Genomic DNA, 24,335 nt, shown 5'->3' with positions numbered 1-24,335 from the left:
TATGAAAGATAGTGAATGTGCTACCTCATCTGCACACATGTGTTTTCCTACCGTAAACATCGAAAAAGACGAAATGTAAAAATTGAATTTTTTACAGTTAGTTGACACATGACAATACTTTCGCTATCCAGGCACAACAGCAAGCAGCCACAGCAAAAGACTTGGTTTAAGGCAAAAAAATTGCGCCCTTGCCGCGTACCGGCCCTGTTTTCCGGGGTTGGCCTGATGCGGATCAACTATTTTTGCAATGCAGCAATTAATTAGATCGAAGAAACTTTAACCAATTGTCCACTTTAGTTGTATATACAACTTTATCTTGAGTGCACTATTTTTAGAAACAAAAAAAGCCCCTTCGCGGGGGCTTTTTGGCGGCGCGCAGCAAGCAAACCGCTGCGGCCGATACACTCCCCGGCAGACCAGGGAGCACGAATTCAAGTGAAGCAGACCGGTAGGCCGGATTTTGTTACGGCGCCTTCCCTTGCAGGTTGGCGCTATGACAGTCATTCCTCTAGGCGCCAGATTACTCGGGCGCTCAAGCTTTCTACCCGCACGCTCCGCGAGCAGCATCATCGCGTGCCTATTTGAAATTGCACCAGGTGGAGGTTACCGCGTTTCACCGTAACTTAATACGCTCGTCTCTGTGGCCCTATTCCTCGCCTTATACTCCCCCGGCATACAAGTACGCCGGGTCGGCTTTCAGCGGACGGCCGTTAACCGTCACCCCGCTCTATGGAGTCCGGACCTTCCTCCCGCCAGCGCATTGCTGCGCCGGCCAGCGACTGTCTGGCCTGCTTCACCCGCCATTGTACCGCGCCGCAGCATGTTTCTGCAAAAAGGCCTGTGCAGGAACGACACCGCTCGCCGGGCCCCGGCCCGGGGGATTGTGTAATTCGGTGTCGCCATTTCAAAAGCCGGGCCAAATCGGCTCACATAGAATGAGGCAAGCTGCTTGCATGCGAGCGCATGCGCACCGCTTGCCCGATTTTCTTTGCCACCCCACTAGAATATAAAGAGCCGAACATGACGCAACAATCCCGTACCGGCGGCCAGATCCTGGTCGATGCCCTGCAGATCCATGGTGTCGACACCGCTTTTGGCGTGCCTGGCGAAAGCTACCTGGACGTGCTCGACGCCCTGCACGATTCAGGCATCCGCTTCATCATCAACCGCCAGGAAGGCGGCGCCGCCTTCATGGCCGAAGCCTACGGCAAGCTGACGGGCAAGCCGGGCATCTGCTTCGTCACGCGCGGACCGGGTGCCACCAACGCCTCGATCGGCGTGCACACGGCCTACCAGGATTCCACGCCGATGATCCTGTTCATCGGCCAGGTGGGCAATGATTTCGTCGACCGCGAAGCGTTCCAGGAAATCGACTACCGCCGCATGTACGGCCAGATGGCCAAGTGGGTGGCGCAGATCGACCGCGCCGAGCGCATCCCCGAATACCTGGCGCGCGCCTTCCAGGTCGCCACCAGCGGGCGCCCCGGCCCTGTCGTGCTGGCCCTGCCGGAAGACATGCTCATTTCCATGGCGACTGTCGCCGACACGCGCGCCTACCAGAGCGTGCAGGCATCACCATCAGCACAGCAACTGCTGCAATTGCGCGCCATGCTGGCCGAGGCGCAGCGTCCGCTGGTCTTGCTGGGCGGCACCACCTGGACACCGCAGGCCTGCGCCGACCTGCAGCAGTTCGCGGAAAGCAACCACCTGCCCGTCGCCTGCGCCTTCCGCTTCCAGGACTTGCTCGACAATGCCCACCCCAACTACATCGGCGACGTGGGCATCGGCATCAACCCGAAACTGGCCGCGCGCGTGAAAAATGCCGACCTGGTCATCGCCATCGGCCCGCGCCTCGGTGAAATGACGACGGGCGGCTACACCCTGTTCGACGCGCCCGTGCCGCGCCAGCGCCTGGTGCACATCCACACGGACGCCGAGGAACTGGGCAGCGTTTACCAGGCCGAACTGATGATCAACAGCGGCATGCCGCAGGTCTGCGCCATGCTGGCCGCCATGCCCCCCGTCGACGCTTCCGCATGGAAACATACGCCGGGCGAAGCCAAGGCCGAGCTGGCCGCTTACCAGCAGCGCCCGCCCATCTTCCAGGATGGCCAGGCACCGCTGGACCTGTGGCAAGTGACGCAGGAGATCATGGCGCAGGCCCCCCTTGATACCATCCTGACGAACGGCGCCGGCAATTACGCCTCGTGGGCGCACCGTTTTTATCGCTACGGCGGCATGCGCACCCAGCTGGCGCCGACCAACGGCGCCATGGGCTACGGCGTGCCGTCCGGCGTGGCGGCGAAGATCGTGCATCCGGAGCGTACCGTGATCACCTTTGCCGGCGATGGCGAATACATGATGAATGGCCAGGAACTGGCCACCGCCGTGCAATACCAGGCGGGCGTGGTCATCATCGTCTTCAATAACCAGATGTTCGGCACCATCCGCATGCACCAGGAACGCGATTACCCGGGCCGCGTGTCGGGCACGACCCTGCACAACCCGGATTTTGCGGCGCTGGCGCAGGCGTATGGCGCGCATGGCGAAGTGGTGACTACGACAGAAGAGTTCGCTCCCGCCCTGCAGCGGGCGCTGGCGCACGCCAGGGCGCACAACTTGCCAGCCTTGATCGAGCTGCGCTATGACGGCAACCTGATCACGCCGAACGCGACGCTCGCCACCATCCGCGCCACGGCGGAAAAGGCGCAGGCGGCCAAATAAGCCCGTTTCAGCGCTAAAAACAACAAAGGCCCGGTCGATACCGGGCCTTTTTCTTTTTGACAGCGGCAATCGCTCAGGCAGCGGGTACTGGTGCGCTTTCCTCGGCAGGCGTTTCCGGCACCGGCGGGCATGGCGTGCAATTTTTCAAGGGACGGCCGAAATCGCGCACGCGGCTCAGTTTCATCGGCATGCGCACGTTGCCGCCGCAGTAATCGCCTTCCAGGGTCAGGGTTTGCCCGTCTTTGGAAAACTTGCCGACGATGGTGCGCTCTTCGCTGTCGGCGCCGGCGATGGTGAAATCGAAGGCGCCCGTGGCGGCGTCCAGGTTGACGTCATTGGCGACGATAGGCCAGCTCAGGGCGCCCGCCGTGAATTCGTAGATGACGGAGTCGGCCTCGGCAAAGCGGTGCAGGGTCACGCGCTGGCCGCCGATTTCGCCGCTATCCTTTTGCAGGCACAGGTCCGAGTAGACGGCCACGCCATAGCGCTCCAGTCCGGCCGGCTTCTTGCCCTTGGCGGCGGCGACAGCGGTGACCGTGGCGCCGGCAAGCAGCAGCGCGGCCAGCATGACAGCCAGGCGCGGCGAGGTGAATGAATACATGGCATTCCTTTCCTTGAGTAACGACGCCATTATAACTGGCGCCGCCCATGCAAAAACGCGCCGCCAGGCCGAAGCCAGACAGCGCGTTTCTTTGCTTGCAGCATCCCCGAAGGGATGCCTCAGCGGTACTAAGCTTCGCTTGCGCGAATATTAGAACGAGTGACGAACACCAACGTTGAAGGCTTTGTCGCCCGAACCAACGGTGCTGTTGTTGCCAACGGTGTAAGCTGCACCGTTTTTGTTCTTGATTTTAGCGTACGAAGCGTAGGTGCTGGTGCGCTTCGACAGAGCGTAGGAGTAACCCAGTGCCCATTGATCAGCGTCAGCATTCAAGCTGGTTTTGTCGTTGGTCTTGATGTACGAAGCCATCACGGTGCCAGCTGGACCAACTGGTACGGTCGCGCCGATCAGCAGGTTGGCGCTGTCGGTGCTAGGAGCAGCAGCGCGGTAGCCGTAGGAGTTCAGGCTGCCAGCGGCGCCGAAAGCTTGACCAGCAACAGCGGCGTTGTTGTTGTTCAGACCCGAGTTGTAGGTCGCGCTGTTGTCGCCTTTGTTGACGCCGTATGCGGCATAAGCTTTAACAACTGCGAAGTCGTAGTTAGCTGCAGCCAACCAGTTACGTGCGCTACCTTTGTTGCTGATAGCGGATTCGTTGCTGGTGGTGTTGTAAGCCAGACGTGCGTTCAGAGGACCGTTCGAGTAGCCAGCCGACGCGCCGATTTGACGGCCGTATTTGTTCGAATCAGCTTGTTCGCCGAAGGTGTAAGCAACATCAGCGTCAAAGCCGTTGAAGTTTGGCGAGGTGTACAGCACGGTGTTGCTGGTGCGGGTGTTCGCTGGGAACAAGTTCTTGGCGGAACCAGCGTAGCCTACTGCGAATGGATCAGCAACTTTCGACAGGGTGTTGTACCAAGGCGTGTATTGTTGACCCAGGGTCAGCGTACCAGCCGTTTTGCTGCTCAGGCCAATGTACGATTGACGGTTGAACAAGGAACCTTGTTTAGCTTGCGCACCGTTGTCAACGCCGAAACCAGCTTCCAGAACGAACAGTGCCGACAGGCCGCTGCCCAGATCTTCGGTACCTTTGAAGCCCAGACGCGATGCCGAAGCAATGCCGCTGTCTACTTTGTTGGTGGTGCCGGCTGCGCCGCCGCGCTCGCTGACGAAACCAGCGTCAACGGTACCGTAGATAACAACGCTCGATTGAGCTTGGGCTACGCCGGTGGCTGCTGCCAGGACTGCCAGGGTGATCAGAGTTTTTTTCATTGCGATTTCCTTTAATTTTTGAAGCAAAAAGTAATACAGCCTATGCATCTCGAGCTGCGCTCTAGCAGAGCGCTTTTTATGAGTGAGGGCAAGGTCTCCACCTGCCACATTGCTGTTCCGGTCAGAGGAACATTCATATCGGTATCGGCACGCTATTGCACCGATAAGCTTGAAGGCTGCATAACGACCGTCATTCGTGCGCCGGTTCGGTGCTCAAACGGCACCGGAAGCGGCACTATAACGACCGTTTCACATTCCATCAAGTTCCAACATGTTACTTCCGGTACCAGGCCGGGGGCTTTTTCAGGCATCCCGACCATCGCCAACCGTACTACGCGACAGAGCCAGTGCCCCTTGCCAACCAATGCATGGGCCTGATTGACCATTCCATCATAGCGCATGGCTTGCCGGTACCCGTTGTATTAGTGCAACAGTATCAGGCGAGTGATTAAAACGTCAACATGCTTTACCCATCATTTGCCCTCCAAGACTTACGCGACAAAGCACGCAATTTGTCAGGCGATAATGGATAAACGGAACGAAGCATACACGGCATCGCCGATGTTTGCTGCCGGATGCCCAAAAACGGGAAATAATGCGCCCTGTTTTGGTGCGTTGCCGCATTATTCAGGGGCGTAGACGCCAATTCGCGCGTCGGCGTACGCGTCCAAAAAATGGCCAGAGTGATAATAAAATTACTGACTTTCCGGTAATTTAAATTGCTCACATATAAATGTTTTCCATGTTTACCAGCGCCTGCGCCAGCTACCCGCCAGGAACGCATGAGGACGACTCTTGCTTGCAAATTTCGCATCAATTGAAACAATTTCTTACAATGTTGCCTTCTCAATATTTTGACAAATTTGTGTCAAAAAAACGACACATTGATCGCGATCAAGTTTTTCTCAGCCCGATTTCACACAATTTACTTTTTCTTTTTTTGATTTTTTGCTTAAGAGCATCAAGAAACAAGCTTAACGCTGGCTTGCGCGTCGGAGCATGCGCATGAAACCGCCCAGCAAAGGCAACTTTTCATACAATTCTTCCGCGGCGTCCCAATAATCGCGGTGCAAGACCACCCGTCCCTGCGCATCGAAGCGCACATGGGTGGCGCCACGAATACATTGTTCGCCAGATACCAGACGTTTCATGCGGAAATGAAACTCCCACGTCAGGAAGGCTTGCGTCCCCTGCCCCAGGCTTTCCAGCACGACAAACCGCGGCGCATCGACTTGCACGAACATGTGCTCGAAGATGGCCAGGATGGCGGCATGCCCCTGCACTTCGTTGAACGGGTCCTTGAAATAGGCGTCCGGCGCGTACACGGCGCCCAGCTGCGCCAGGCTTTCGATGCGCAGGTGCTCGTAAAACGCCACCAGGCGCGCCAGCGGGTCGTCCATGCTTGCGTTCATAGTCCCGTCACCTTACGGATCAGCCAGAAATAGGCACGGTACGGCAACAGCCGCGCCAGGCGCAGGGTATTCGTGAAGCGCTTGGGAAAGTGGATGTGGAACTGGCCCCGCTCGATGCCGTCGAGCATGGCGGCGGCAGCGTCGTGCGCCGTCATCAGGGCAGGCATGGTGAAATCATTGTCCGCCGTCAGCGGCGTGGCGACGAAGCCGGGATTGATTTGATACACATCAATGCCACGCCCATGCAAATCCAGGTACAGCGACTCGGTCAGGTTGATCAGCGCCGCCTTGCTGGCACCATACGCGAGCGCCTTGGGCAAGCCACCATAACCGGCCACCGAGGCGACGATGCCGATGCCGCCGCTGCCCTGGCGTAACAGCCACGGCAAGGCCTGCTCCAGGCAATTGAAGACGCCGCCCACATTCAGGGCCAGCAAGCCCTGGGCCGCCTCAAGGTCAAAGCTATCGGCGCGCATGGCCTGATAGCCGCCGGCGACCACCAGTATCAGGTCGATATGCGTCCACTGCTGCTGCAATTGCGCGCAGACGGCCCGCAGCTGCGCAGGCTCGGTGATATCGAGCGGCAAGGCCTGCGCCAGCGGCCGCCCCTGGCACAACAGCTCCAGGCTGGCGCGATGGCGGGCCGACAAGGCCACGCACGCGCCCTGCTCCAGCAGCAAGGTGGCGCATGCGGCGCCGATGCCGCTGGAAGCGCCGATGACCCACACGCGCTTGCCAGCCCAGCTGCTGATCTTGCGATTCATGGGGCCGCCTGTGATGGACGCTTGCTGAACGATAAAGTGACGGCGCCCAGGCTGAAGCCGAATTTGCTCATGGCGGCGCGGTTGAGCATGACCTTGTCATCCATCAGGAACATCCAGTCCTCGAAATCGACGTGGTAAACCGTGCCATCGACGGGCAGTGCCAGCACGTATTGCCAGCGCAGCGCATTGCCGGCCACTTCGCCGATGGCCTCGCCGACCACGTCGGGCGCCGTGCCGATGAAGCGCCCGGGCGCCGTCTTGCGCAGGGTCCACACACGGCGTTGTTTGCTGCCGTCCGAATATGTGAAATCCTCGTCCAGGATGCCCGTCTCGCCCGCCCAGCTGGCCCGCATCACCACCGTGAAGCGTTTCACGACCTTGCCCGAGCGGTCCTGGAAGATGCCATGGGCGTCGAGCGTGCCGTTGAAGTACTGTTGCAGATCCAGTACGGGCAATTCCTGCGCGTACGTGGCCGGCGTGGGCGGCGTGGAACAGGCGGCCAGCGCCAGCAGCAAGGCGGCGGCCGTCATGCCGCGCCGGCAGTGTTTCATGAGGTGCATGGTCGATTCTCCAGGTGGTCGCTATATATATGTTGTAGAGGCGCACGCCACAGCAGCAGCGCCGCCAGCAGTTTCAAGGCGCAGGGCAGCAAAGCGTAAGCGGCGGACAGGGCCGGCAAGCCTTTGCTGCTGCCCGGCACATAGCCGAGCCAGGCCAGCAGGGGCAAGGCGATGCCGGCCGCCAGCGCCAGGCTCATTTGCACGCCCCAGTTCCACCAGCCGAAATATGCCGCTTCATGCCGCCCGGCATGGCCGGCCGCGCCGATCAGCCCTGCCAGCAAGGCCGGTGGCAAGGCCAGGTCGGCGCCCAGCGCCAGGCCCGACAGCAGGCAGATGGTGGCAAAGCCCCCGGCGGCGCCCGCGCCCAGGCCATACGCCCAGACAAACACGGTCGCGGCCAGCAGCATGGCGCCGCCCCAGGCACGCGCTTCGCCAAAGCGGCGCGCCAGCACCACCCACACGGGCATCGAGGCGGCCGCCGCGCAAAAATACACAATCAGGAACGGCCCCGCGTAATGGCCCAGACCCAAATAATCGCCGGCAAAGAACAGGAACAGGGTGGCGGGGATGGCGGCGGCCACGCCATTGACGAGCAAGACGGCAAACAGCCAGCGAAACGCGCGCTGGCGCAACGGGACTTTCCAACCGCGGTCGGCGACCGCGTCCCCGGCGCTGCGCAAGGCGGGACGCGGCGCGCGCGCCAGCAGCAGCGCGCCCGTCGCCAGCAGGCAGACGGCGAAGGCCAGCGACAAGCCGTCATAGCCGAGCACGGAGGTCAGTCCCGCCGCCAGGATCACGCCGAGCAAGCCGCAGCCTTCGCGCACGGCCGCCACGCGCGCGCGCTGCGTGGGCGCATGGCTCAAGGCCGCGCCCCAGCTCTGGTGCGCGATGCCGGCCAGGCCATAGGCGGTGTAGACGAGCAGCAAGGCGGCCAGGAACCAGGCCAAGGTGGCCCCATGCGACAGGGACGGCGGATGGAACAGGGCGCCAAAGCCCAGCAGCAACAACGGCAGCGCGGCGCCGACATACGCGGCATAGCTGCGCCCGCCGCGCGCCATCCAGGCACCGAGGGCAGGATCGATGAAGGCGGCGGCGATGCGGGCCGCCAACAGCACGGCGCCGATTTGCGCCAGATCAAGGCTGCTGCGCAGCGCATAAAACGGCGCCACATAGATATAGATGGGCAGCCCCAGCATGGCCAGCGGCAAGCCGAACAAGCCATAACTGAACAGGGCCGGCAAGGTCAAAGCGCTGGCCCCGCTACTCATGGCAGTGGCGCCGCGCTCTGCAGCAGGGCCGCGCGCAGCGTCGGCGCCGTCGACCCGGGCGACAGCCAGATGGCGAAAAAGGCGCGTGCGAAGTCGCCATCGCTCACGTCGGCCAGCACCTTGCCATCGAGATAAAAGCGCACGCCGGGCGCGATGCCGGCCCGGTAGGCACCCGCGATGCGCTGGTCTTCCTTGACATCAGGAAAGATGCGCTGCATGGTGGCCAGCCACGCCAGGCGCTGCTCCGGCGTGCCGGCGCCAATTTTCTGCATCTGTTCATAACTGGCCTCGGCGATCTTCTTGCCGTCGAGCGCACGCGCGTAGCGCAATTCCAGCACGAAAGGCGCCGTAGCCGACGCCGCGCCCTGGTAACCGTTCGCGCCCACCCACAGTTGTGCCCGATAAATACGCATGCCGAACCACGTATAGTCGCCCTCCCCCGCCAGGCGGGCTTCAGGCACGTCGGCAGCAATAAAGGCAGGCGGCGCGGCCGCGGCGCCCAACATGGTCAAGGACAGCACGACAGTGGCAAGCAGGCGGCGCATGGTCACTCCTTGATCAGGGTAAATTGCATCACATCCGTGTTGTGCGCCTGGAAGGCGGCCTCGCAATACGCGAGGTAAAACTCCCAGGTCAGCAGGAAACGGCCATCGAAACCCTGCTTTTCCAGCGCCGTGCGCCGGGCCAGGAAACTGGCGCGCCACTGGCGCAGGGTTTCCGCGTAATCGAGGCCAAAGCTGAAGGCGTCCACCACGCGCAAGCCCTGCGCCTCGGCGGCGCGGCGAAATTCCATTGGCGAAGGCAACATGCCGCCCGGGAAGATGTACTGTTGAATGAAATCCGTACTCTTGCTGTAGCGCTCGAACAATGCGTCGGCGATGACGATGGTCTGGATGCAGGCGCGTCCGCCCCGCTTCAGGTTGCGCGCCACGCATTCGAAATAGCCGGGCCAGTAGCTTTGTCCTACGGCTTCGAACATCTCGATCGAGGCGATGGCGTCATACTGGCCATGGCTGTCGCGGTAGTCGCACAGTTGCAGATCGGCCTGCTGAGCCAGCCCCGCGTCCTGCAGGCGCTGGCGTGCATAGGCCAGCTGTTCGGTCGACAAGGTCAGGCCCGTCACATGGGCGCCGTGGTCGCGCGCCACCGTTTCCGCAAAGCCGCCCCAGCCGCAGCCGATTTCCAGCACGCGCTGACCCGGCTGCAGTTGCAGCTGATCGGCGATGCGGCGGTATTTGGCACCTTGCGCCTGCTCCAGGCTGGCGCCTTCGGTAAACAGGGCACTCGAATACGTCATCGACGGGTCCAGCCACAGCTGATAAAAGGCGTTGCCGATGTCGTAATGGGCGTGGATATTTTTCTTGCTGCCGGCGCGCGAATTGCGATTGAGCAAATGCCGCACCTTGTACAGCAGGTTGCCCCACCAGTTGCCGTAGATCAAGGACTCGACCTGTGCGCGGTTGCGTATCATCAATTCGATCAAGCCCGGCAAATTGTCCGTGCGCCAGTCGCCGGCGATAAACGTTTCCGCAAAGCCGATATCGCCCGAGCGCAACACGGCCGCACACAGGCGCCAGTTGTGCAAGTCCAGGGTGACGGGCTGGCCGCCATCGCCGTACAGCAAGATACTGCCGTCAGGCGTGCGCAGGCGCAGGGCGCCATATTGCAATTTTTCCAGCAGACGCACGATCATGCGCGCGGCGGCGGGCATGTCCAGATGCGCGGGGGGACATGCGCTGCTGCGCGCCTGCAGGCCGGTCGGCAGGGATTCGGAGCTCATCGGGACACCTTTTCTTGTGGGGGGTGGGGTTTGCTGAAAAACGGCACGCGGCGCAGCCACAGGCGCAAGGCTTGCCAATGGATGCGCGCCATCACGCCAAACGTCATCAGGGGATAGCGCAGCAACGCCCAGGCGATGGCGCCATCGCGCAGCGGCCGCGCCGTGCCGGACAAGCTCGTCTGCAAAATAGGACCGTCGAGGTCGTCGTAATCGACGCGGGCCAGGTGGCGTTCGCCATCCTTGTCGTGGTTGCGCAGGAAACGAAAACGATAATTGCCTTCCACCTTGCAAAACGGCGACACATGGAAAATCTTACTGGCGCGCAACTCGCTGCCATACGCGATGGCGCCGCCCTGCTCGAGCAAGTACAGGTGGCGCTCGCCAAAGGTATTGCGCACGTCGCAGACCACGGCGCGCAGCGCGCCATCCGGGCGATGGCAAAACCAGAAGCTGACAGGGTTGAAGACATAGCCGAACAGGCGCGGCATGGTTTGCAGCCAGACTTCACCGCCCGCGTCCAACACGCCATGCTGGCGCAGCAAGCCATCGATCCACTCCAGCAGCGGCGTCGCGCCATCGCCATGGTCGCTGTCGCGGAAGGACAGCACGTTGGCGCCATTGCGCGAGATCAGGCGAGCGGGAAAATCCTGCCTCCCCATGCTGCGCAAGGGCAGGCGCAGATAAAACATGCCGTAAGCAAAGGCATGCACACGCGGACGCAGCCGCGCATGGCGCACCCGTCCCAGGCACAGCTGGGGCTGCGACGGCACGGGCGGCGATGGATCACGCGGCATGGCCGAGCTCCTCCGACGCCATGCCGTTCAGCGCTTGCGCCACCGCCAGGCCCGACTTCAAGCCGTCTTCATGAAAGCCGTAGCCCGTCCAGGCGCCCGCGAACCACGTGTGCTGCGCGCCCTGGAAGCCGGCCAGGCGCGCCTGGGCGGCAATGGCCGCGCCATCGAACACGGGGTGCGCGTAAGAAAACTCGTCGATGACCTTGGCCGGATCGGGCTCGTCGAGCGGATTGAGCGAGACGATGACGGGCGTGCTGAAGGGCAAAGGCTGCAACTGGTTCAGCAAGTAATGCACGCATACCTGCGGCGCCTCGCCTTCCTCCACTGCCGGCCGGCCCTGGTAATTCCAGGCCGACCAGGCGCGGCGGTGCTGCGGCAGGCAGGACGCATCCGTGTGCAGCACAGCGCGATTGGGCTGGTAGCGCACGGCTTCGAGCACGCAGCGCTCGTCGTCGCGGATATCTCCCAGCAAGGCCAGCGACTGGTCGCTGTGGCAAGCGAGCACGACGTGATCGACATGCTCGACGCCGGCGGCCGTGTGCAGCTCGACCATGCGCGCGCCGCCGTGCGGCTGGCGACGCACGGCCAGCACGGGGCAAGCCAGGCGCCGCTGCGGGATGCCGGCCAGCAGTTTTTCCACGTACACGCGGGAACCGCCGCGCACCGTGCGCCATTGCGGCCGGTTGCTCACTTGCAGCAAACCATGGTTGTGGCAGAAACGGATGAAGGTAGCCAGCGGAAAGGCCAGCATCTGGCGCGCCGGACACGACCAGATGCAGGCGGCCATCGGCAGCAGGTACCAGTGGCGGAATTCGGCGCCGTAGCCGTGCAGGTCGAGAAACTCGCCCAGCGACATGGCCGGCGCCGGCAAGCTGGCCGTGGCCAGGGCGCTGGCTTGCCGGTTGAAACGCACGATATCGCGCAGCATGCGCAGGAAGGCGGGGCGCAGCAGATTGCTGCGCTGGGTGAACACGGTATCGAAATTGGCGCCCGCCCATTCCAGCACGCGGTCATTCGCGGCAGTGCCCAGCGGCATCTTCACGGAAAACGACATATCGCTGTCGGCTGCCTCGACACCGAGTTCGTCAAACAGTTGCACCAGGTTCGGGTAGGTGGCATGGTTAAACACGAGAAAACCCGTGTCGACGCCATGCGTGACGCCATCGAGCGTGACATCCACCGTATGGCTGTGGCCGCCAAAATAGTCGCCCGCCTCGTACAAGGTGACGTCCTGGCCCGCTTGCGCCAGGCCATAGGCACACGACAAACCGGCAATTCCCGCTCCGACGACAGCAATTTTCATAACAGTATCCGTATCAAGTTTGTCCAGGACAAATCAAATAATCGATTAAATATTGATTTATGTCAATGAGGACGCGAGCCGCTCAGAAACTTATACGCAGGCAATTTCCAATCGGATTCAGCTATTTGGTCCGGAGCGGCGGAAGGCGTAAAATGCATCCCACGTTCTTTTGGCATGCGAGCAAGCCCGTGTATGGATACTGACCTGCAACCCCCTTCCGCTTTCAGCATCAGCGACGTCGAGCGCGATACGGGGCTGGCCAAGGAAACCTTGCGTGTGTGGGAGCGCCGCTACGCCTTTCCCCAGCCCCAGCGCGACGCCTTTGGCGAGCGCAGCTATCCGGCCGAGCAAGTGCAGAAGTTGCGCATGGTCAAGCGCCTGCTGGACCTCGGATTTCGTCCGGGCAAAATCATGCAACACAGCACCTTGCAACTGCAGCAGCTGGCCAGCGCCGGCAGTGCGGCGCCATCCACGCCGCCCCCCCAACTCGAACACTACCTGGCCCTGTGCCGCAGCCACCAGATGGCGGAATTGGGCGACGCGCTGCGCCAGGCGCTGGCCGTGCTGGGCTTGAAAGCGTTCACCATCGACGTCATCGCGCCCCTGACGGGCCTGGTCGGCGAAGCGTGGGCCTGCGGCGACCTGGCCGTGTATGAAGAGCATCTGTATAGCGAAACCTTGCAAACGGTGATGCGCCATGCCATTTTTTCCCTGCCGCAGGCAAGCAGCCCGTCCACGCGCACGCCGCGTATCGTCCTCAGTACCTTGCCGCAGGAGCGGCATGGCCTGGGGCTGCTGATGGCCGAGGCGCTATGCGCGGCGGCCGGCGCCCATTGCATGTCGCTGGGGGTGGAAACGCCGCTGGCGGACATCGTCGCGGCCGCCCGCGCGCAGCGGGCCGATATCGTGGCGCTGTCGTTTTCCAGCGCCAGCAAGCAACGGCAGACGCGCGACAGCCTGCAGCAGTTGCATGCAAGCTTGCCGCCAGACATGGAATTGTGGGCTGGCGGACGCAGTCCCGTGCTGTACAAGCAGCCGCCGGCGTTCGTGCATGTGCTGGACTTGCGGCAAGTCGAGGAAAGCATCGCCGACTGGCGCCGCCGCCATCAGGCGCTGGCCCTGCAAACCCACTGAACCGGCTGGAAAGCGCGGCAACTGCGGCGATCTCCGTGGATAGCCGCGCAATGTTGCCAATCGAACAGTAAAGCATGAAGGGCCGGGCGCGCTCTGGTAGAATAGCCCGTAACACAGTGTCCGGCGCCGCCGGGCCTTAGGTCAGCACCCGCCACCACACATCCATGTTTAGTTTCTTCAAGAAAAAACCCATCGCTCCCGAGGCTGCGCCAGCCGAGCCCCTCGTCCTTCCCGCCGCCACGCCGCCCGCACCGCAGCCTGCCGCTACGCCCCTGAGCGGCGCGCCGGCCGAGCTCGTGCCCGTCATCGTGGCCGCCGAACCCGAGAAAAAATCGTGGATGACGCGCCTGAAGGCGGGCCTGTCGAAAACCTCGAATACCTTGTCCGTGCTGTTCGTCGGCGCGAAGATCGACGACGCCCTGTACGAAGAGCTGGAGGCGGCGCTGCTGATGTCCGACGCGGGCATCGACGCCACGGAATTCCTGCTCACGGAATTGAAGAAAAAGGTCAAGGAAGACAAGCTGCTCGACGCCGCCGCCGTCAAGGCCGCGCTGAAGGTACTGCTGATCGACCTGCTCTCGCCGCTGGAAAAGCGCTTCGAGCTGGGCCGCCACAAGCCGCTGGTGATGATGATTTCCGGCGTGAATGGCGCCGGCAAGACCACCACCATCGGCAAGCTGGCCAAGCACATGCAGTCGAACAACCAGTCCGTGCTGCTGGCCGCGGGCGACACCTTCCGCGCCGCCGCGCGCGAGCAACTGATGGTCTGGGGCGAGCGCAACAACGTCAGCGTGATTTCACAGGAATCGGGCGACCCGGCCGCCGTGGCCTACGACTCGGTGCAATCGGCAAAAGCGCGCGGCATCGACGTGGTGATGGTCGACACGGCGGGCCGCTTGCCGACGCAGTTGCACCTGATGGAAGAATTGAAGAAAATCAAGCGCGTGATCGGCAAGGGCATGGAGGGCGCGCCGCATGAAACCCTGCTCGTCATCGACGGCAACACGGGCCAGAATGCCCTCACGCAAGTGAAAGCGTTTGACGATGCCCTGCAGCTGAGCGGCCTGGTGATCACCAAGCTCGATGGTACCGCCAAGGGCGGCGTGCTGGCGGCGATTGCCCGCGTACGCCCCGTGCCCGTGTATTTCATCGGCATCGGTGAGAAAATTGAAGACTTGCAGCCTTTCGTGGCTGCCGAATTTGTCGAAGCGCTGCTCGGATAAGCCTATACATGATTGAATTTCAGCACGTCTCCAAGCAATACTCCTCCGATGCCGTGGCCCTCAGCGACATTTCGCTGAGCATTGCCAAAGGCGAGCTGGTCTTTCTGGCCGGCCCGTCCGGCGCCGGCAAGTCCACCCTGCTGAAAATGATCGCCGCCATGGAACGCCCCAGCTCGGGCAAGCTGATCGTCAATGGGCAGGACATGGCAAAGATCAAGCCGGCCGGCGTGCCGTTTTTGCGCCGTAACATGGGCCTGATCTTCCAGCAGCAAAAATTACTGAACGACCGCTCCATCCTGGCCAACGTCATGCTGCCGCTGCTCGTCGTCGGCGCGCATAAAGTTGCGGCGGAGCAGCGCGCGCGCGCCGCCCTCGACAAAGTCGGTCTGCTGGACCGCGCCATGGCGCGTCCGCTGTCGCTGTCGGGCGGCGAACAGCAGCGCGTGTCGATCGCGCGCGCCATCGTCAACCGGCCGCAGATCATCCTGGCCGACGAACCGACGGCCAACCTGGACCGCGCCAGCGCCAACAAGGTGCTCGATGCCCTCAAAGCATTCCATTCGGTGGGCGTGACCTGCCTCATTTCCAGCCATGACGAACAGATGCTCGACGCCGCCGCCCGCGTGATCCACCTGAAGAACGGCCAGCTGGTCGCCATCGACAAGGCCACGCAGGCGCCCGTCTTCGCGCCGCCCGACCCCGATTTTGCGCCCGCCCCCGACCCGGACGACGCGCAGGGAGAACAGGCATGAGAGGCTGGTTCCGTCAACACCGCTTCGCGCTGGGCTCGGCGCTGATTCATTTACGCAAGTCGCCCGGCGGCTTTTTACTGAACGTGCTCGTCGTCGCCATCGCCCTGTCGCTGCCGTTCGCCGGCTTGACCATGCTCGACAATGTGCGCCCCATGTCGGAACAGATGTCGGTCGACCCGGAAATCAGCGTCTTCCTGAAGATCGACACGCCGCGCGAGCAAGCCGTGGCCCTGGCGAGCGCCATGCGCAACATCGTCGGCGCGCAAAAGGCGAAGATCGTCTTCATTCCGCGCGAACAGGCGCTCGACACCCTGAAAAACAAGAACGGCCTGGCCGACGTGCTCAGTACCCTGGGCGACAATCCCCTGCCCGACAGCTATGTGCTGAAACTCGACGCCTTCAGCAGCGCCAGCGAAGCGCAGGATGTCGATGCGGTGGCGGAGCAGCTGCGCCACCTGCCAGGCGTGGAATCGGCGCAAGTCGATTCGGCCTGGGTCAAGCGCCTGGCGGCCCTGCTGGGCGTGCTGCGCCTGGTGCTGCTGCTGCTGGCCATCACCCTGGGCGTGGCCGTCATCGCCGTGGTCTTCAATACCATCCGCCTGCAGGTGATGCAGCAGCGCGATGAAATCAGCATCTCGAAACTGATCGGCGCCACCGACACCTTCATCCACCGCCCCTTCTATTACACGGGCGCCCTGCTGGGCCTGTGCGCGGGTGCGCTGGCCCTGGGTGCCGTGGCGCTGGCCTTGCAGCCGCTCAATACCGCGATTGCCGAGTTTGCCCGCCTGTATGCGTCCGAATTCCAGCTGGTGCCGCTGGCGCCGCTGCCGATGGCCGGCTTGCTGGCCGTCAGCGCCGGCCTGGGCCTGATCGGCGCCTTCCTCTGCGTACAGCGCCACCTGGCGCGCCTGAACTGACCTTGCCTGCCTCCCATGGCGGCGCCCCAGGCGCCGCCATGCGTCCCCACAATGCTGTTATCTTGATATTTAGCAAGTATTCTTAAGGCTCGCTTCAGCCAGAGGCCGTAGACTGGCTACGTTGTCGTGAAGCGCTATATCGATATATATCAAGCATTAAATCATCATAGTATTTAGGCTATCAGGACGATTAAATGTGCTGATTGGCACTCTCAAGCAGAGAGTGCTAATATAGGGACATACCAACAGCAGAACCGCCATGGACGCCAGATGAAGATGGTGCCGCGATCTGCAAGTGCAAGACCGCATACGCAAAACGAACAGACAATCGGGCCACGTCGCGTGACATGGCCAACTGGAACAAAGCAAGACTACGAGGGAGAAAACATGACTATGATGTCCGCTACATCCGCATTGGTTCCGACCAAAAGTAATGCGCTGGGCCTCGGATTCACTGGCAATCTGGGCAATATCGACGCCTATATCTCGGCCGTGAACCGCCTGCCCATGTTGACCCACGATGAAGAAATTTCGCTGGCGAAACGCCTGCGTGAAAAAAATGACCTGGCCGCCGCGCAAGAACTGGTGCTGTCGCACCTGCGCCTGGTGGTCTCGATTGCCCGCGGCTACCTGGGCTATGGCTTGCCGCATGCCGATCTGATTCAGGAAGGCAATATCGGCTTGATGAAAGCCGTGAAACGCTTCGATCCGGACCAGGGCGTGCGCCTGGTGTCGTACGCCATGCACTGGGTGAAAGCCGAGATGCATGAGTACATCCTGAAAAACTGGCGCCTGGTCAAAGTCGCGACGACGAAGGCACAGCGCAAGCTGTTCTTCAACCTGCGCAGCCACAAGACGGGCCTCGATGCAATGACGCCGAAGCAGATCGATGCGCTGGCCAAGCTGCTCGACGTGAAACGCGAAGAAGTGATCGAAATGGAAACGCGTTTGAGCGGCCGCGACATTGCACTGGAATCGCCGACCGATGATGAAGACGACAAGTTTTCGCCGATCGCCTACCTGTCGTCCGAGCAAAGCGAACCGACCAAGGTGCTGGAAGCGGAACAAGTGACGCGCCTGCAATCGGAAGGCCTGGAAACGGCCTTGAGCAAGCTGGACGCCCGTTCGCGCCGCATCATCGAAGCGCGCTGGCTGGCCAACGACGACGGTTCCGGCGCCACCCTGCACGCTTTGGCAGAAGAGTTCGGCGTATCGGCCGAACGCATCCGCCAGATCGAAGTGGCGGCGCTGAAAAAAATGAAGGGCGCGCTGGCCGCCTGGGTGTAATCGAAAACAATGCCGCAATGCAAAAGGCGCCGCAAGGCGCCTTTTAGTTTTACAGTGATATTTATCAACAGATAAACATTGTCAGCCCTTATGCTGCAGCCAAACCCTTGGTGATCAGCTCGGCGACCAATTCATTCAGATCCGCATCGCGCTCCTTGGCCAGGGTCTGCAATTGCAACACCAGATCGCTGTTCAGCTTGACGGCGAATGGCACCAGGCCCAGCGCCTGATCGCGCTTGCGCTGCTCGCGGCGGTCGACGACCACCGCTTCCTTACCGAATGCACCGGCGCCGGGAACATTCATCTTTCCCATCAGTTTCTTGGCATCGCTTTTCGCCAGGGCAGTTTTTTTCATGGTTGTTTCCTGATTTTCAAAACAGCCATTCTACGCAGTAATCGGCGCGCCGCGTGACCGGCGCATCAATTCATCGGCAGCGCGCCAATAGTGCGCCGAGAAAATATCATTTTGTTACCATCATTTTATCCCACGCACGAACAAGCACGCCCGGGACGTTCTACCTGAAAGGAAAAACATGTCTACTCTGAACCACTCTTATCGTACCCTGCTGTTGCCCCTGCTCATCGCCTGCCTGGCCGTGCTGGCTGGCTGCGGCGCGGCCGGCAGCGCCGGCGACGCGGAAAACACGCCGCGCAGCGTCACCCACGTGCTGTCGCCGGGCGAACAGGTCGCCATCACGGCCACCGATACCCTGAAACTGGAGCGTGTCAACGACAGCCGCTGCCGCAAGGGCGCCGTGTGCGTGTGGAAAGGCTACGTCAGCTACAGTTTCAGTTTGCTCAACAGCGCAGGCGCCACCGACATCGTCCTGTCCGAGTCCATGCCCGGCGCCGCCAGTTCCGTCAGCGTCAACCACCTGACATTCACCCTGCTCGACGTCGACCCGGCCACGCCACCCGCCCTCAACGCGGCCGCGCCCGCCTACCGGGTCAAGGTCAAGATTACGCAGGGCCCGCTGGAACGCCAATAAATCGACGAGACCCGGGCAGCACGCTATCATCTTGCCATTGTTTACATTCTTGCAGGGCACACGATGATCGCATTCCAGGGTTTGTCCAAACGCTACGGCACCTTCGACGCCGTCCACCCGCTCACCTTGCAGGTGGGGAAGGGGGAAGTCTTCGGCTTCCTGGGGCCGAATGGCGCTGGCAAGACCACCACCATCCGCATGCTGATGGGCATCCTGGTTCCCAGCAGCGGCCGCGTGCTGGTCGATGGCCTCGATTGCCACCGTGATGGCGCCGCCGTCAAGCGCAAAGTGGGCTACCTGCCCGACACCCCGATCTTTTACGATTATTTGCGGGGCCGCGAAATCCTGCAATTCGTCGCCGAAATGCATGGCTATTCGCGCGCGGAAGCGGCCGACCGCGCCGCGCGTCTGTTGACGGAATTCGGCCTGGACGAAGCGGGCGAGGATTTCGCCGTCAATTACTCGCTGGGCATGAAGAAAAAACTGGGCCTGGCCTGCGCGCTGATCCACGATCCGGCCGTGCTGGTCCTCGATGAACCGATCAACGGCCTGGACCCGCGCGCCTCGCGCGAAGTACAGGAACGGCTGCTGCGCATCGCCGCCGCCGGCACCACCATCTTCGTTTCCACGCATTTGCTCGACATGGCGCAAAAGCTGTGCAGCCGCGTGGCCATCATCCACCGCGGCGCGCTGGCGGCCACGGGCAGCCTGGACGAGATTCGCCGGCAGCTGTCCAGCGACGGCAGCCTGGAAGAACTCTTCCTGCAGCTTACCGATGAAACGGCCGCCGCATGACGCCGGCGCCGCTCACCGCCTGGCGCGCCATCTGGCTGCTGACCCGCTTGCGTCTGCAACGCCTGCTCAACGTCAGCGGCCGCGGACTGGCCTTCAAGAAGACCCGGCAGGGCCGCCCCGCCACGCCGGGCAAGAAACGGGGCCGCTGGCTGCTGGGCTTGCTGCTGTTCCTGCCCATGTTGTTTTCCTTCGGCACTATCGCGCGCCATGGCGTACTCAACATGCACTGCCTGCTCGACCAGGTGGCGGCCTGCCAGGCGCAAGGCAGCATGCAGGCGGGAGAACGCCTGCTGGCGCCCGTCATCGCCGAATTGATCGGGCACCCGTTCAGTACGGCGCTGGCAGGCGGCCTGGCCCTGCAATTGATGCTGCTGTGGCTGGTCAGCGTGTTGTTGCCACTAGGCATGGGCGAGCTGTCGAAACCGGACTGGGACCTGGAATGGCTGGTCACCTTGCCGGTCGACAAAGCCACGCTGCTGTGGGCGCGCGTGCTCGAACGCACGGTCGTCAATCCGGCCGGCCTGCTGGCCTTGTGGCCCAGCACCACCATGATCGCCTGGTATTCGGGCCAGGGCTGGCTTTCTCCGCTGTCCGGGCTGGCGGCCAGCCTGCTCCTGCTGGCCCTGGCCGCCATGCTGCGCACCCTGGTCGATACGGGCTTGCGCCTGTCGCTCAGTCCGGCCCGACTGGGCAACCTGCAGGCGCTGCTGTCGGTGGCCGGGGTGTTTCCCATGTATATGGGCATGTCCTTCGGCATGGGCGCGGGCGGCTTTGCCCATGGCTGGGCCGCGGCCATGCCCGCCTGGAGCAGCTGGACGCCGCCCGGCCTGCTGGTGCGCGTGCTCAATGCCGCCAGCCCGGCGGCCGCGCTGCTGCCGGCCGGCCTGCTGCTGGCGCAAGTGCTGCTGTTGATGTGGCTGGGCATGGCGATGCTGCGCCGCCAGTTGCGCCACGGCGTGGTGGGCGCGGGCCAGCGCGAAGCGAGCCGCAAGCGTTCCCCGGCGGCGCTGCCCGCTGGCCGGTGGCGCGCCCGCATCGGCACGGTGATCCAGCGCCGCGAATTGACCCTGCTGATGCGCGACCGTAATTTCATGGTGCAAACGCTGCTGATGCCGCTGCTGATCCTCGGCGGCCAGGCGCTCTTTTCGGGCCAGGCGCGCGACCTGCACGCGCTGCTGGCCAGCCCCGCCCTGCTGGCATCGACCGGCTTTTTCCTCGGCAGCTATGTGCTGATGATGTCGGCCTTCCAGACCCTGAACAAGGAAGGCGGCGCGCTGTGGCTGCTCTACACGTTTCCCGTTTCCGTTGAGCAGGCGCTGCGGCAAAAGGCGCAATTGTGGGCCGTGCTGGCCCTGCTGTATCCGCTCATCCTGTTTGGTGCGGCGCTGGCCTGGCTGCCCGCATGGCGCTGGGACATGGCGGGACTGATGCTGCTGGCCCTGGCCGGCATTCCCCTGTATTCGATGATCGCCGTGGCGCTGGGCGTGTTTGCCAGCGATCCGCTGGCCACCGAAGCGACGGCGAAGATACGCCCCACCTATATGTACCTGTATTTGCTGCTGACCGGCTTGTACCTCGCCGCGCTGGCGGCCGGCGGCGTGGCGCAGCAACTGGTGTTTGTCGTGCTCACGGGTGCGCTGGCCCTGGCCCTGTGGCAAAAGGCGCGCGACGAGCTGCCGTACCTGCTCGATCCGGCCGCCTCGCCGCCGGCCAGGGTCTCGGCGGCGGACGGCTTGATCGCCGCCATGTTGTTTTTCATCCTGCAGACACTGGCCTTGATCCTGCTCAAGGATACGGCCGGTGCAACGCTGGCGCATGTGGCCATCGCCTTCGGCGCGGCCGGCGCGCTTACGTATGTGCTGGTGCGCCTCGTCTACTGGCGCAGCAAGACGGCAGGCGTGCCGCGCATCGGGCCGGGCCGGCAAGCGTGGCGTCGGGGCGCGGCAGCCGCGCTGCTGGCGGCCCTCTTCGGCATCGGCTACCTGGCCATCGTGCAAGCCTGCGGCTGGTCACCCGCGCGCGCGCCGCTGGCGGCCGGGGCGGGCTGGGACGGAGTCTGGCTGGCAGGACTGATGCTGCTGGCCGCGCCTCTGTGCGAGGAATTCATTTTCCGTGGCCTGATCCAGGGCGGCCTGCGCCGCTCGCTGCCCGCCTGGCAGGCGATCGGCATCGGCGCGGCCATCTTTGCCATCGTGCATCCGCCTGTCTCCATGCTGCCCGTCTTCGTGCTGGGCCTGTGTGCGGGCGCCGCCTATGAACGCAGCCGTTCGCTGCTGGCGCCCATGCTCACGCACGCGCTCTACAACGCGGCCATCCTCGCGGTGCAACTCTATGCATGAGCATGGGCAAGTTTGTTAGAATCGCACACGTTTCCGTCCGTATCCCAACCCCTGACTACGCACAGATCCCGCATGCATCCACGCTTGTTCGCACCCTTTGTCCTCGTTGCACTGCTGAGCGGCTGCACGGTACTCGCCCTGCGCCCCAACAGCGGCGTCGAAAACCGTACGTTTGCCGTGCAGGAAACCCCGCGCCTGCGCATCGACGCGCCCAAGGCGCGCATCCAGAATCCCATGCCCAGCGACCACTTCATCGGCATCGCCCTGTCCGGCGGTGGCAGCCGCGCCGCCAATTTCTCGGCCGCCTCGCTGGAGCAGCTGGAAGAGTTCGGTCTCGTCAGCGGCGCCTCTGCCATCTCCGGCGTCTCGGGCGGCGCCATCGCGGGCGGCTACTATGCGCTGCATGGCAAGCAGACGGACTGGCCCTTGCTGCGCAGCAAACTCAAAACGGATTTCTTCGGCCAGACCATTCTGAAACCCGCCAACCTGACGACGATGTTGCTGACGAATAAGACGCGCACCTCGTTCCTGTCCGACGTGCTGGACGATGTGCTGTACGACAAAAAAACCTACCAGGACTTGCCGCACGACGGCCCCATTTTCCTGGCCAACGCGACGGACGCCACCGATGGCGGCAAGCGCGTGGTGTTTTCCTATGAGTATTTTTATAACACCCTGCATTCGCCGATCCAGGATATCCGCCTGGCCACGGCCGTGGCCACCTCGGCCGCCTTTCCCGGCGTGTTCGATTCCGTCACCTTCGAGCGTTTCCGCCCGAAAAACAGTTTTGTGCCGGAACTCGGTTCCGAATCGCGCGAATCGCCGTCCTACGTGCACCTGTTCGACGGCGGCGCGGCCGACAACCTGGGCGTGGAAACCCTGTGGGACGTGGCCTTGACTCAGCTGTACGGCAACGACATGGCCGTCGTGCCGCCGCGCCTGAACAGCAAGCCCTTCATCCTCATTGCCATCGATGCCAACGCGCCCAATTCCAGCGCCGTGTTCGAAAAGATGTCGGACGAGCGCCAGCCGCTGGACCGCATCTTCAACAAGAATATCTACGATGCCGTCGACGCCCTGTTTTCGCGCCAGCGCAAGGAAAACCTCGTCAAGATGGGCTTTGGGCAAGCCCGCTTCGATACCATCACGCATGAAAACTTTGGCGACCTGAGCCAGAAATTCGTCAAGGGCAAGCGCACGTCGGCCTTTGCCATTCCCGTGCTGTGCCGGCCCCATCTGGGCCAGTACCGCTGCGAAGTCGATGCGGCCGATCCCCTGCCGGGCCAGATCCGCACGCGGCTGGAAGGCTTTGCCTGGCATATTTCCATCGACCAGATCGCCTCGCTGGCGCTGCGCCTGTCCAGCGGCGATGCGCAAATCGATGGCGCGCGCAAGGAAGAGCGCGCCGCCCTCGTCAAGCTGCAGCGCCTGGCCACGCAGACGAAAACCCATCTGAAGCTGACGGGCCCGGAAAATTGCAGCCCGGACGTCCTGCAATCGGCGCTGTACAGCGCCGCGCGCGTGCTGATCCTTGACGACGAGGAATCGCGCTTCGCCCTGTGCGACTACATGCTGGCGGGCCAGCTGATCAATGACGACACTGTCTGCAAGCAGCGCTACGTGCACGCCGTGCCCCGCTTCGCCATCGAAAGCGAAGACTTGCAGTACCGCAACCTGAGTTCGGACGGCAATTCCGTGAACGTGCCGATACGTTGCAAGAAGTGAGCTGCCTGTCACGACAAGGGTAACTCTTGATTGTAATCAAGACAGCCATGACGTCGAAGAAGAAGAATGCACTGTACGGCTGTTGCGGTGAATAAACCCATGCACCGCAGCCGCCTGGCCACCATTCCATTCATCGTGAAGGATAGCCCATGTTTTGCACGGCATGCGGGACGCAGCAAGCGGAAGGCAAGACGCACTTTTGCGCCAACTGTGGCGCGCGCAGTGACGCCGCCGAGGCACTGCCTGCCGGTGTGGCTGGCTGGAGTTGGGGCGCCTTCCTGCTGAACTGGGGATATGGGCGATCGGCAACCGCACGTGGATAGGCTTACTCGCACTGATCCCCTACGTTGGCATCGGGGTTGCCATCTGGCTGGGCATCAAAGGCCGTGAGATGGCCTGGAAAAATGGAAAATGGCAAAGTGTTGAACACTTCAACCTGGTACAACGAAAGTGGTCGCAATGGGGCATCGGTCTTTCGCTTGTCATCGGCGTGATCAGCCTGTTGCTGTCTTTCGCCTTACTCGTATCGTGGTCGAAAGACATGAAGCGCGTTGACGCCAGCACCGTCGACACCCTCCTGGCGGCAGCGGAAACGTCCTCGCAAGAGGCCGCACAAGCGGCAATATGCCCCGTCGAAAGCGATGAGTAGCGCCTCGCACGCGCACAAAAAAGCCCGCATGATCGCTCGTGCGGGCTTTAGCG

At 62.5% G+C, this 24,335-nt stretch carries 22 protein-coding genes and 1 other RNA gene; 11 read left to right on the top strand and 12 right to left on the bottom strand.

Annotated elements, in window-relative coordinates:
* Positions 1-433 precede the first annotated feature (433 nt).
* An RNA gene (gene rnpB, locus K0F86_RS14925) (RNase P RNA component class A) lies at positions 434-795 on the bottom strand.
* Between the two features lie 225 nt (positions 796-1,020).
* On the opposite strand from rnpB, the gene K0F86_RS14920 reads away from it, so the two are divergent.
* Positions 1,021-2,724 carry a thiamine pyrophosphate-binding protein gene (locus K0F86_RS14920; protein WP_219135089.1) on the top strand — a complete coding sequence of 568 codons (1,704 nt, stop codon included), beginning with the start codon at positions 1,021-1,023 and terminating at the stop codon, positions 2,722-2,724.
* Between the two features lie 73 nt (positions 2,725-2,797).
* Here the strand turns inward: K0F86_RS14920 and K0F86_RS14915 are convergent, their stop codons facing one another.
* The 10 genes from K0F86_RS14915 to K0F86_RS14870 form a co-directional block, all read right to left on the bottom strand.
* Positions 2,798-3,325, bottom strand: coding sequence for a hypothetical protein (locus tag K0F86_RS14915; RefSeq protein ID WP_219135088.1), 528 nt, complete (start codon positions 3,323-3,325; stop codon positions 2,798-2,800).
* 150 nt (positions 3,326-3,475) lie between these two features.
* The gene (locus K0F86_RS14910; RefSeq protein WP_219135087.1) at positions 3,476-4,591 is read right to left on the bottom strand and encodes a porin; all 1,116 of its coding nucleotides are present in this window, start codon (positions 4,589-4,591) and stop codon (positions 3,476-3,478) included.
* A gap of 974 nt (positions 4,592-5,565) precedes the next feature.
* The gene (locus K0F86_RS14905; protein WP_219135086.1) at positions 5,566-6,003 is read right to left on the bottom strand and encodes a nuclear transport factor 2 family protein; all 438 of its coding nucleotides are present in this window, start codon (positions 6,001-6,003) and stop codon (positions 5,566-5,568) included.
* Positions 6,000-6,767 (bottom strand): SDR family oxidoreductase, encoded by a 768-nt coding sequence (locus K0F86_RS14900; RefSeq protein WP_219135085.1) that lies wholly within the window; start codon positions 6,765-6,767, stop codon positions 6,000-6,002. The genes K0F86_RS14905 and K0F86_RS14900 overlap by 4 nt, the downstream gene beginning before the upstream one ends.
* Complete coding sequence (locus tag K0F86_RS14895) at positions 6,764-7,327, bottom strand: DUF3833 domain-containing protein (protein ID WP_219135084.1); 564 nt, start codon at positions 7,325-7,327, stop codon at positions 6,764-6,766. Before K0F86_RS14895 ends, K0F86_RS14900 begins: the two co-directional genes overlap by 4 nt.
* A complete protein-coding gene (locus K0F86_RS14890) occupies positions 7,315-8,595 on the bottom strand; it encodes an MFS transporter (protein WP_219135083.1) in 1,281 nt (426 codons plus the stop codon). Before K0F86_RS14890 ends, K0F86_RS14895 begins: the two co-directional genes overlap by 13 nt.
* Complete coding sequence (locus tag K0F86_RS14885; RefSeq protein ID WP_219135082.1) at positions 8,592-9,140, bottom strand: chalcone isomerase family protein; 549 nt, start codon at positions 9,138-9,140, stop codon at positions 8,592-8,594. The genes K0F86_RS14890 and K0F86_RS14885 overlap by 4 nt, the downstream gene beginning before the upstream one ends.
* 2 nt (positions 9,141-9,142) lie before the next feature.
* Positions 9,143-10,375 (bottom strand): class I SAM-dependent methyltransferase, encoded by a 1,233-nt coding sequence (locus K0F86_RS14880; protein ID WP_374197292.1) that lies wholly within the window; start codon positions 10,373-10,375, stop codon positions 9,143-9,145.
* The gene (locus K0F86_RS14875; protein WP_219135081.1) at positions 10,372-11,169 is read right to left on the bottom strand and encodes a DUF1365 domain-containing protein; all 798 of its coding nucleotides are present in this window, start codon (positions 11,167-11,169) and stop codon (positions 10,372-10,374) included. Before K0F86_RS14875 ends, K0F86_RS14880 begins: the two co-directional genes overlap by 4 nt.
* On the bottom strand, positions 11,159-12,472 hold the full coding sequence (locus tag K0F86_RS14870; protein ID WP_219135080.1) for an NAD(P)/FAD-dependent oxidoreductase: 1,314 nt from the start codon (positions 12,470-12,472) through the stop codon (positions 11,159-11,161). Before K0F86_RS14870 ends, K0F86_RS14875 begins: the two co-directional genes overlap by 11 nt.
* A gap of 192 nt (positions 12,473-12,664) precedes the next feature.
* On the opposite strand from K0F86_RS14870, the gene K0F86_RS14865 reads away from it, so the two are divergent.
* The 5 genes from K0F86_RS14865 to rpoH all read left to right on the top strand — a co-directional run bounded on the left by K0F86_RS14865 (position 12,665) and on the right by rpoH (position 17,785).
* Positions 12,665-13,606, top strand: coding sequence for a MerR family transcriptional regulator (locus K0F86_RS14865; RefSeq protein WP_219135079.1), 942 nt, complete (start codon positions 12,665-12,667; stop codon positions 13,604-13,606).
* Between the two features lie 164 nt (positions 13,607-13,770).
* Positions 13,771-14,829 carry a signal recognition particle-docking protein FtsY gene (gene ftsY / locus K0F86_RS14860; protein WP_219135078.1) on the top strand — a complete coding sequence of 353 codons (1,059 nt, stop codon included), beginning with the start codon at positions 13,771-13,773 and terminating at the stop codon, positions 14,827-14,829.
* A gap of 8 nt (positions 14,830-14,837) precedes the next feature.
* Positions 14,838-15,581, top strand: a complete 744-nt coding sequence (locus tag K0F86_RS14855) for a cell division ATP-binding protein FtsE (protein WP_219135077.1) — start codon at positions 14,838-14,840, stop codon at positions 15,579-15,581.
* Positions 15,578-16,498 carry a permease-like cell division protein FtsX gene (ftsX, locus tag K0F86_RS14850; protein WP_219135076.1) on the top strand — a complete coding sequence of 307 codons (921 nt, stop codon included), beginning with the start codon at positions 15,578-15,580 and terminating at the stop codon, positions 16,496-16,498. The genes K0F86_RS14855 and ftsX overlap by 4 nt, the downstream gene beginning before the upstream one ends.
* Positions 16,499-16,891: 393 nt before the next feature.
* Positions 16,892-17,785: an RNA polymerase sigma factor RpoH gene (rpoH, locus tag K0F86_RS14845; protein WP_034748938.1), complete on the top strand. Its 894-nt coding sequence runs from the start codon at positions 16,892-16,894 to the stop codon at positions 17,783-17,785.
* A gap of 88 nt (positions 17,786-17,873) precedes the next feature.
* Here the strand turns inward: rpoH and K0F86_RS14840 are convergent, their stop codons facing one another.
* A complete protein-coding gene (locus K0F86_RS14840) occupies positions 17,874-18,140 on the bottom strand; it encodes a hypothetical protein (RefSeq protein ID WP_071079406.1) in 267 nt (88 codons plus the stop codon).
* A 178-nt stretch (positions 18,141-18,318) separates the two neighbouring features.
* Here K0F86_RS14840 and K0F86_RS14835 point away from each other — a divergent pair, with 178 nt between their 5' ends.
* From K0F86_RS14835 to K0F86_RS14815, 5 genes are all read left to right on the top strand, one after another.
* A complete protein-coding gene (locus tag K0F86_RS14835; RefSeq protein ID WP_219135073.1) occupies positions 18,319-18,774 on the top strand; it encodes a hypothetical protein in 456 nt (151 codons plus the stop codon).
* A 63-nt stretch (positions 18,775-18,837) separates the two neighbouring features.
* Positions 18,838-19,569 carry an ABC transporter ATP-binding protein gene (locus K0F86_RS14830; protein ID WP_219135072.1) on the top strand — a complete coding sequence of 244 codons (732 nt, stop codon included), beginning with the start codon at positions 18,838-18,840 and terminating at the stop codon, positions 19,567-19,569.
* Positions 19,566-21,908, top strand: a complete 2,343-nt coding sequence (locus K0F86_RS14825; protein WP_219135070.1) for a CPBP family intramembrane glutamic endopeptidase — start codon at positions 19,566-19,568, stop codon at positions 21,906-21,908. The genes K0F86_RS14830 and K0F86_RS14825 overlap by 4 nt, the downstream gene beginning before the upstream one ends.
* Positions 21,909-21,980: 72 nt before the next feature.
* Positions 21,981-23,633 carry a patatin-like phospholipase family protein gene (locus tag K0F86_RS14820; RefSeq protein ID WP_219135069.1) on the top strand — a complete coding sequence of 551 codons (1,653 nt, stop codon included), beginning with the start codon at positions 21,981-21,983 and terminating at the stop codon, positions 23,631-23,633.
* A 265-nt stretch (positions 23,634-23,898) separates the two neighbouring features.
* Entirely contained in the window at positions 23,899-24,282 is a 384-nt protein-coding gene (locus tag K0F86_RS14815; protein WP_219135068.1) for a hypothetical protein, read from the top strand.
* The last annotated feature ends 53 nt before the right edge of the window (positions 24,283-24,335 follow it).

Source organism: Janthinobacterium sp. UMAB-60 (assembly GCF_900095235.1).
Taxonomy (GTDB): Bacteria; Pseudomonadota; Gammaproteobacteria; order Burkholderiales; family Burkholderiaceae_D; genus Janthinobacterium.
Note: the sequence above shows the minus strand (reverse complement) of the source record. Positions and strands in the feature narration are given on the sequence as shown.

Excerpts from the sequence above, each read along its gene's own strand:
- K0F86_RS14920 (WP_219135089.1), top strand. The coding sequence starts at position 1,021 with ATGACGCAACAATCCCGTACCGGCGGCCAGATCCTGGTCGATGCCCTG.
- K0F86_RS14915 (WP_219135088.1), bottom strand. The coding sequence starts at position 3,325 with ATGTATTCATTCACCTCGCCGCGCCTGGCTGTCATGCTGGCCGCGCTG.
- K0F86_RS14910 (WP_219135087.1), bottom strand. The coding sequence starts at position 4,591 with ATGAAAAAAACTCTGATCACCCTGGCAGTCCTGGCAGCAGCCACCGGC.
- K0F86_RS14905 (WP_219135086.1), bottom strand. The coding sequence starts at position 6,003 with ATGAACGCAAGCATGGACGACCCGCTGGCGCGCCTGGTGGCGTTTTAC.
- K0F86_RS14900 (WP_219135085.1), bottom strand. The coding sequence starts at position 6,767 with ATGAATCGCAAGATCAGCAGCTGGGCTGGCAAGCGCGTGTGGGTCATC.
- K0F86_RS14895 (WP_219135084.1), bottom strand. The coding sequence starts at position 7,327 with ATGCACCTCATGAAACACTGCCGGCGCGGCATGACGGCCGCCGCCTTG.
- K0F86_RS14890 (WP_219135083.1), bottom strand. The coding sequence starts at position 8,595 with ATGAGTAGCGGGGCCAGCGCTTTGACCTTGCCGGCCCTGTTCAGTTAT.
- K0F86_RS14885 (WP_219135082.1), bottom strand. The coding sequence starts at position 9,140 with ATGCGCCGCCTGCTTGCCACTGTCGTGCTGTCCTTGACCATGTTGGGC.
- K0F86_RS14880 (WP_374197292.1), bottom strand. The coding sequence starts at position 10,375 with ATGAGCTCCGAATCCCTGCCGACCGGCCTGCAGGCGCGCAGCAGCGCA.
- K0F86_RS14875 (WP_219135081.1), bottom strand. The coding sequence starts at position 11,169 with ATGCCGCGTGATCCATCGCCGCCCGTGCCGTCGCAGCCCCAGCTGTGC.
- K0F86_RS14870 (WP_219135080.1), bottom strand. The coding sequence starts at position 12,472 with ATGAAAATTGCTGTCGTCGGAGCGGGAATTGCCGGTTTGTCGTGTGCC.
- K0F86_RS14865 (WP_219135079.1), top strand. The coding sequence starts at position 12,665 with ATGGATACTGACCTGCAACCCCCTTCCGCTTTCAGCATCAGCGACGTC.
- ftsY (WP_219135078.1), top strand. The coding sequence starts at position 13,771 with ATGTTTAGTTTCTTCAAGAAAAAACCCATCGCTCCCGAGGCTGCGCCA.
- K0F86_RS14855 (WP_219135077.1), top strand. The coding sequence starts at position 14,838 with ATGATTGAATTTCAGCACGTCTCCAAGCAATACTCCTCCGATGCCGTG.
- ftsX (WP_219135076.1), top strand. The coding sequence starts at position 15,578 with ATGAGAGGCTGGTTCCGTCAACACCGCTTCGCGCTGGGCTCGGCGCTG.
- rpoH (WP_034748938.1), top strand. The coding sequence starts at position 16,892 with ATGATGTCCGCTACATCCGCATTGGTTCCGACCAAAAGTAATGCGCTG.
- K0F86_RS14840 (WP_071079406.1), bottom strand. The coding sequence starts at position 18,140 with ATGAAAAAAACTGCCCTGGCGAAAAGCGATGCCAAGAAACTGATGGGA.
- K0F86_RS14835 (WP_219135073.1), top strand. The coding sequence starts at position 18,319 with ATGTCTACTCTGAACCACTCTTATCGTACCCTGCTGTTGCCCCTGCTC.
- K0F86_RS14830 (WP_219135072.1), top strand. The coding sequence starts at position 18,838 with ATGATCGCATTCCAGGGTTTGTCCAAACGCTACGGCACCTTCGACGCC.
- K0F86_RS14825 (WP_219135070.1), top strand. The coding sequence starts at position 19,566 with ATGACGCCGGCGCCGCTCACCGCCTGGCGCGCCATCTGGCTGCTGACC.
- K0F86_RS14820 (WP_219135069.1), top strand. The coding sequence starts at position 21,981 with ATGCATCCACGCTTGTTCGCACCCTTTGTCCTCGTTGCACTGCTGAGC.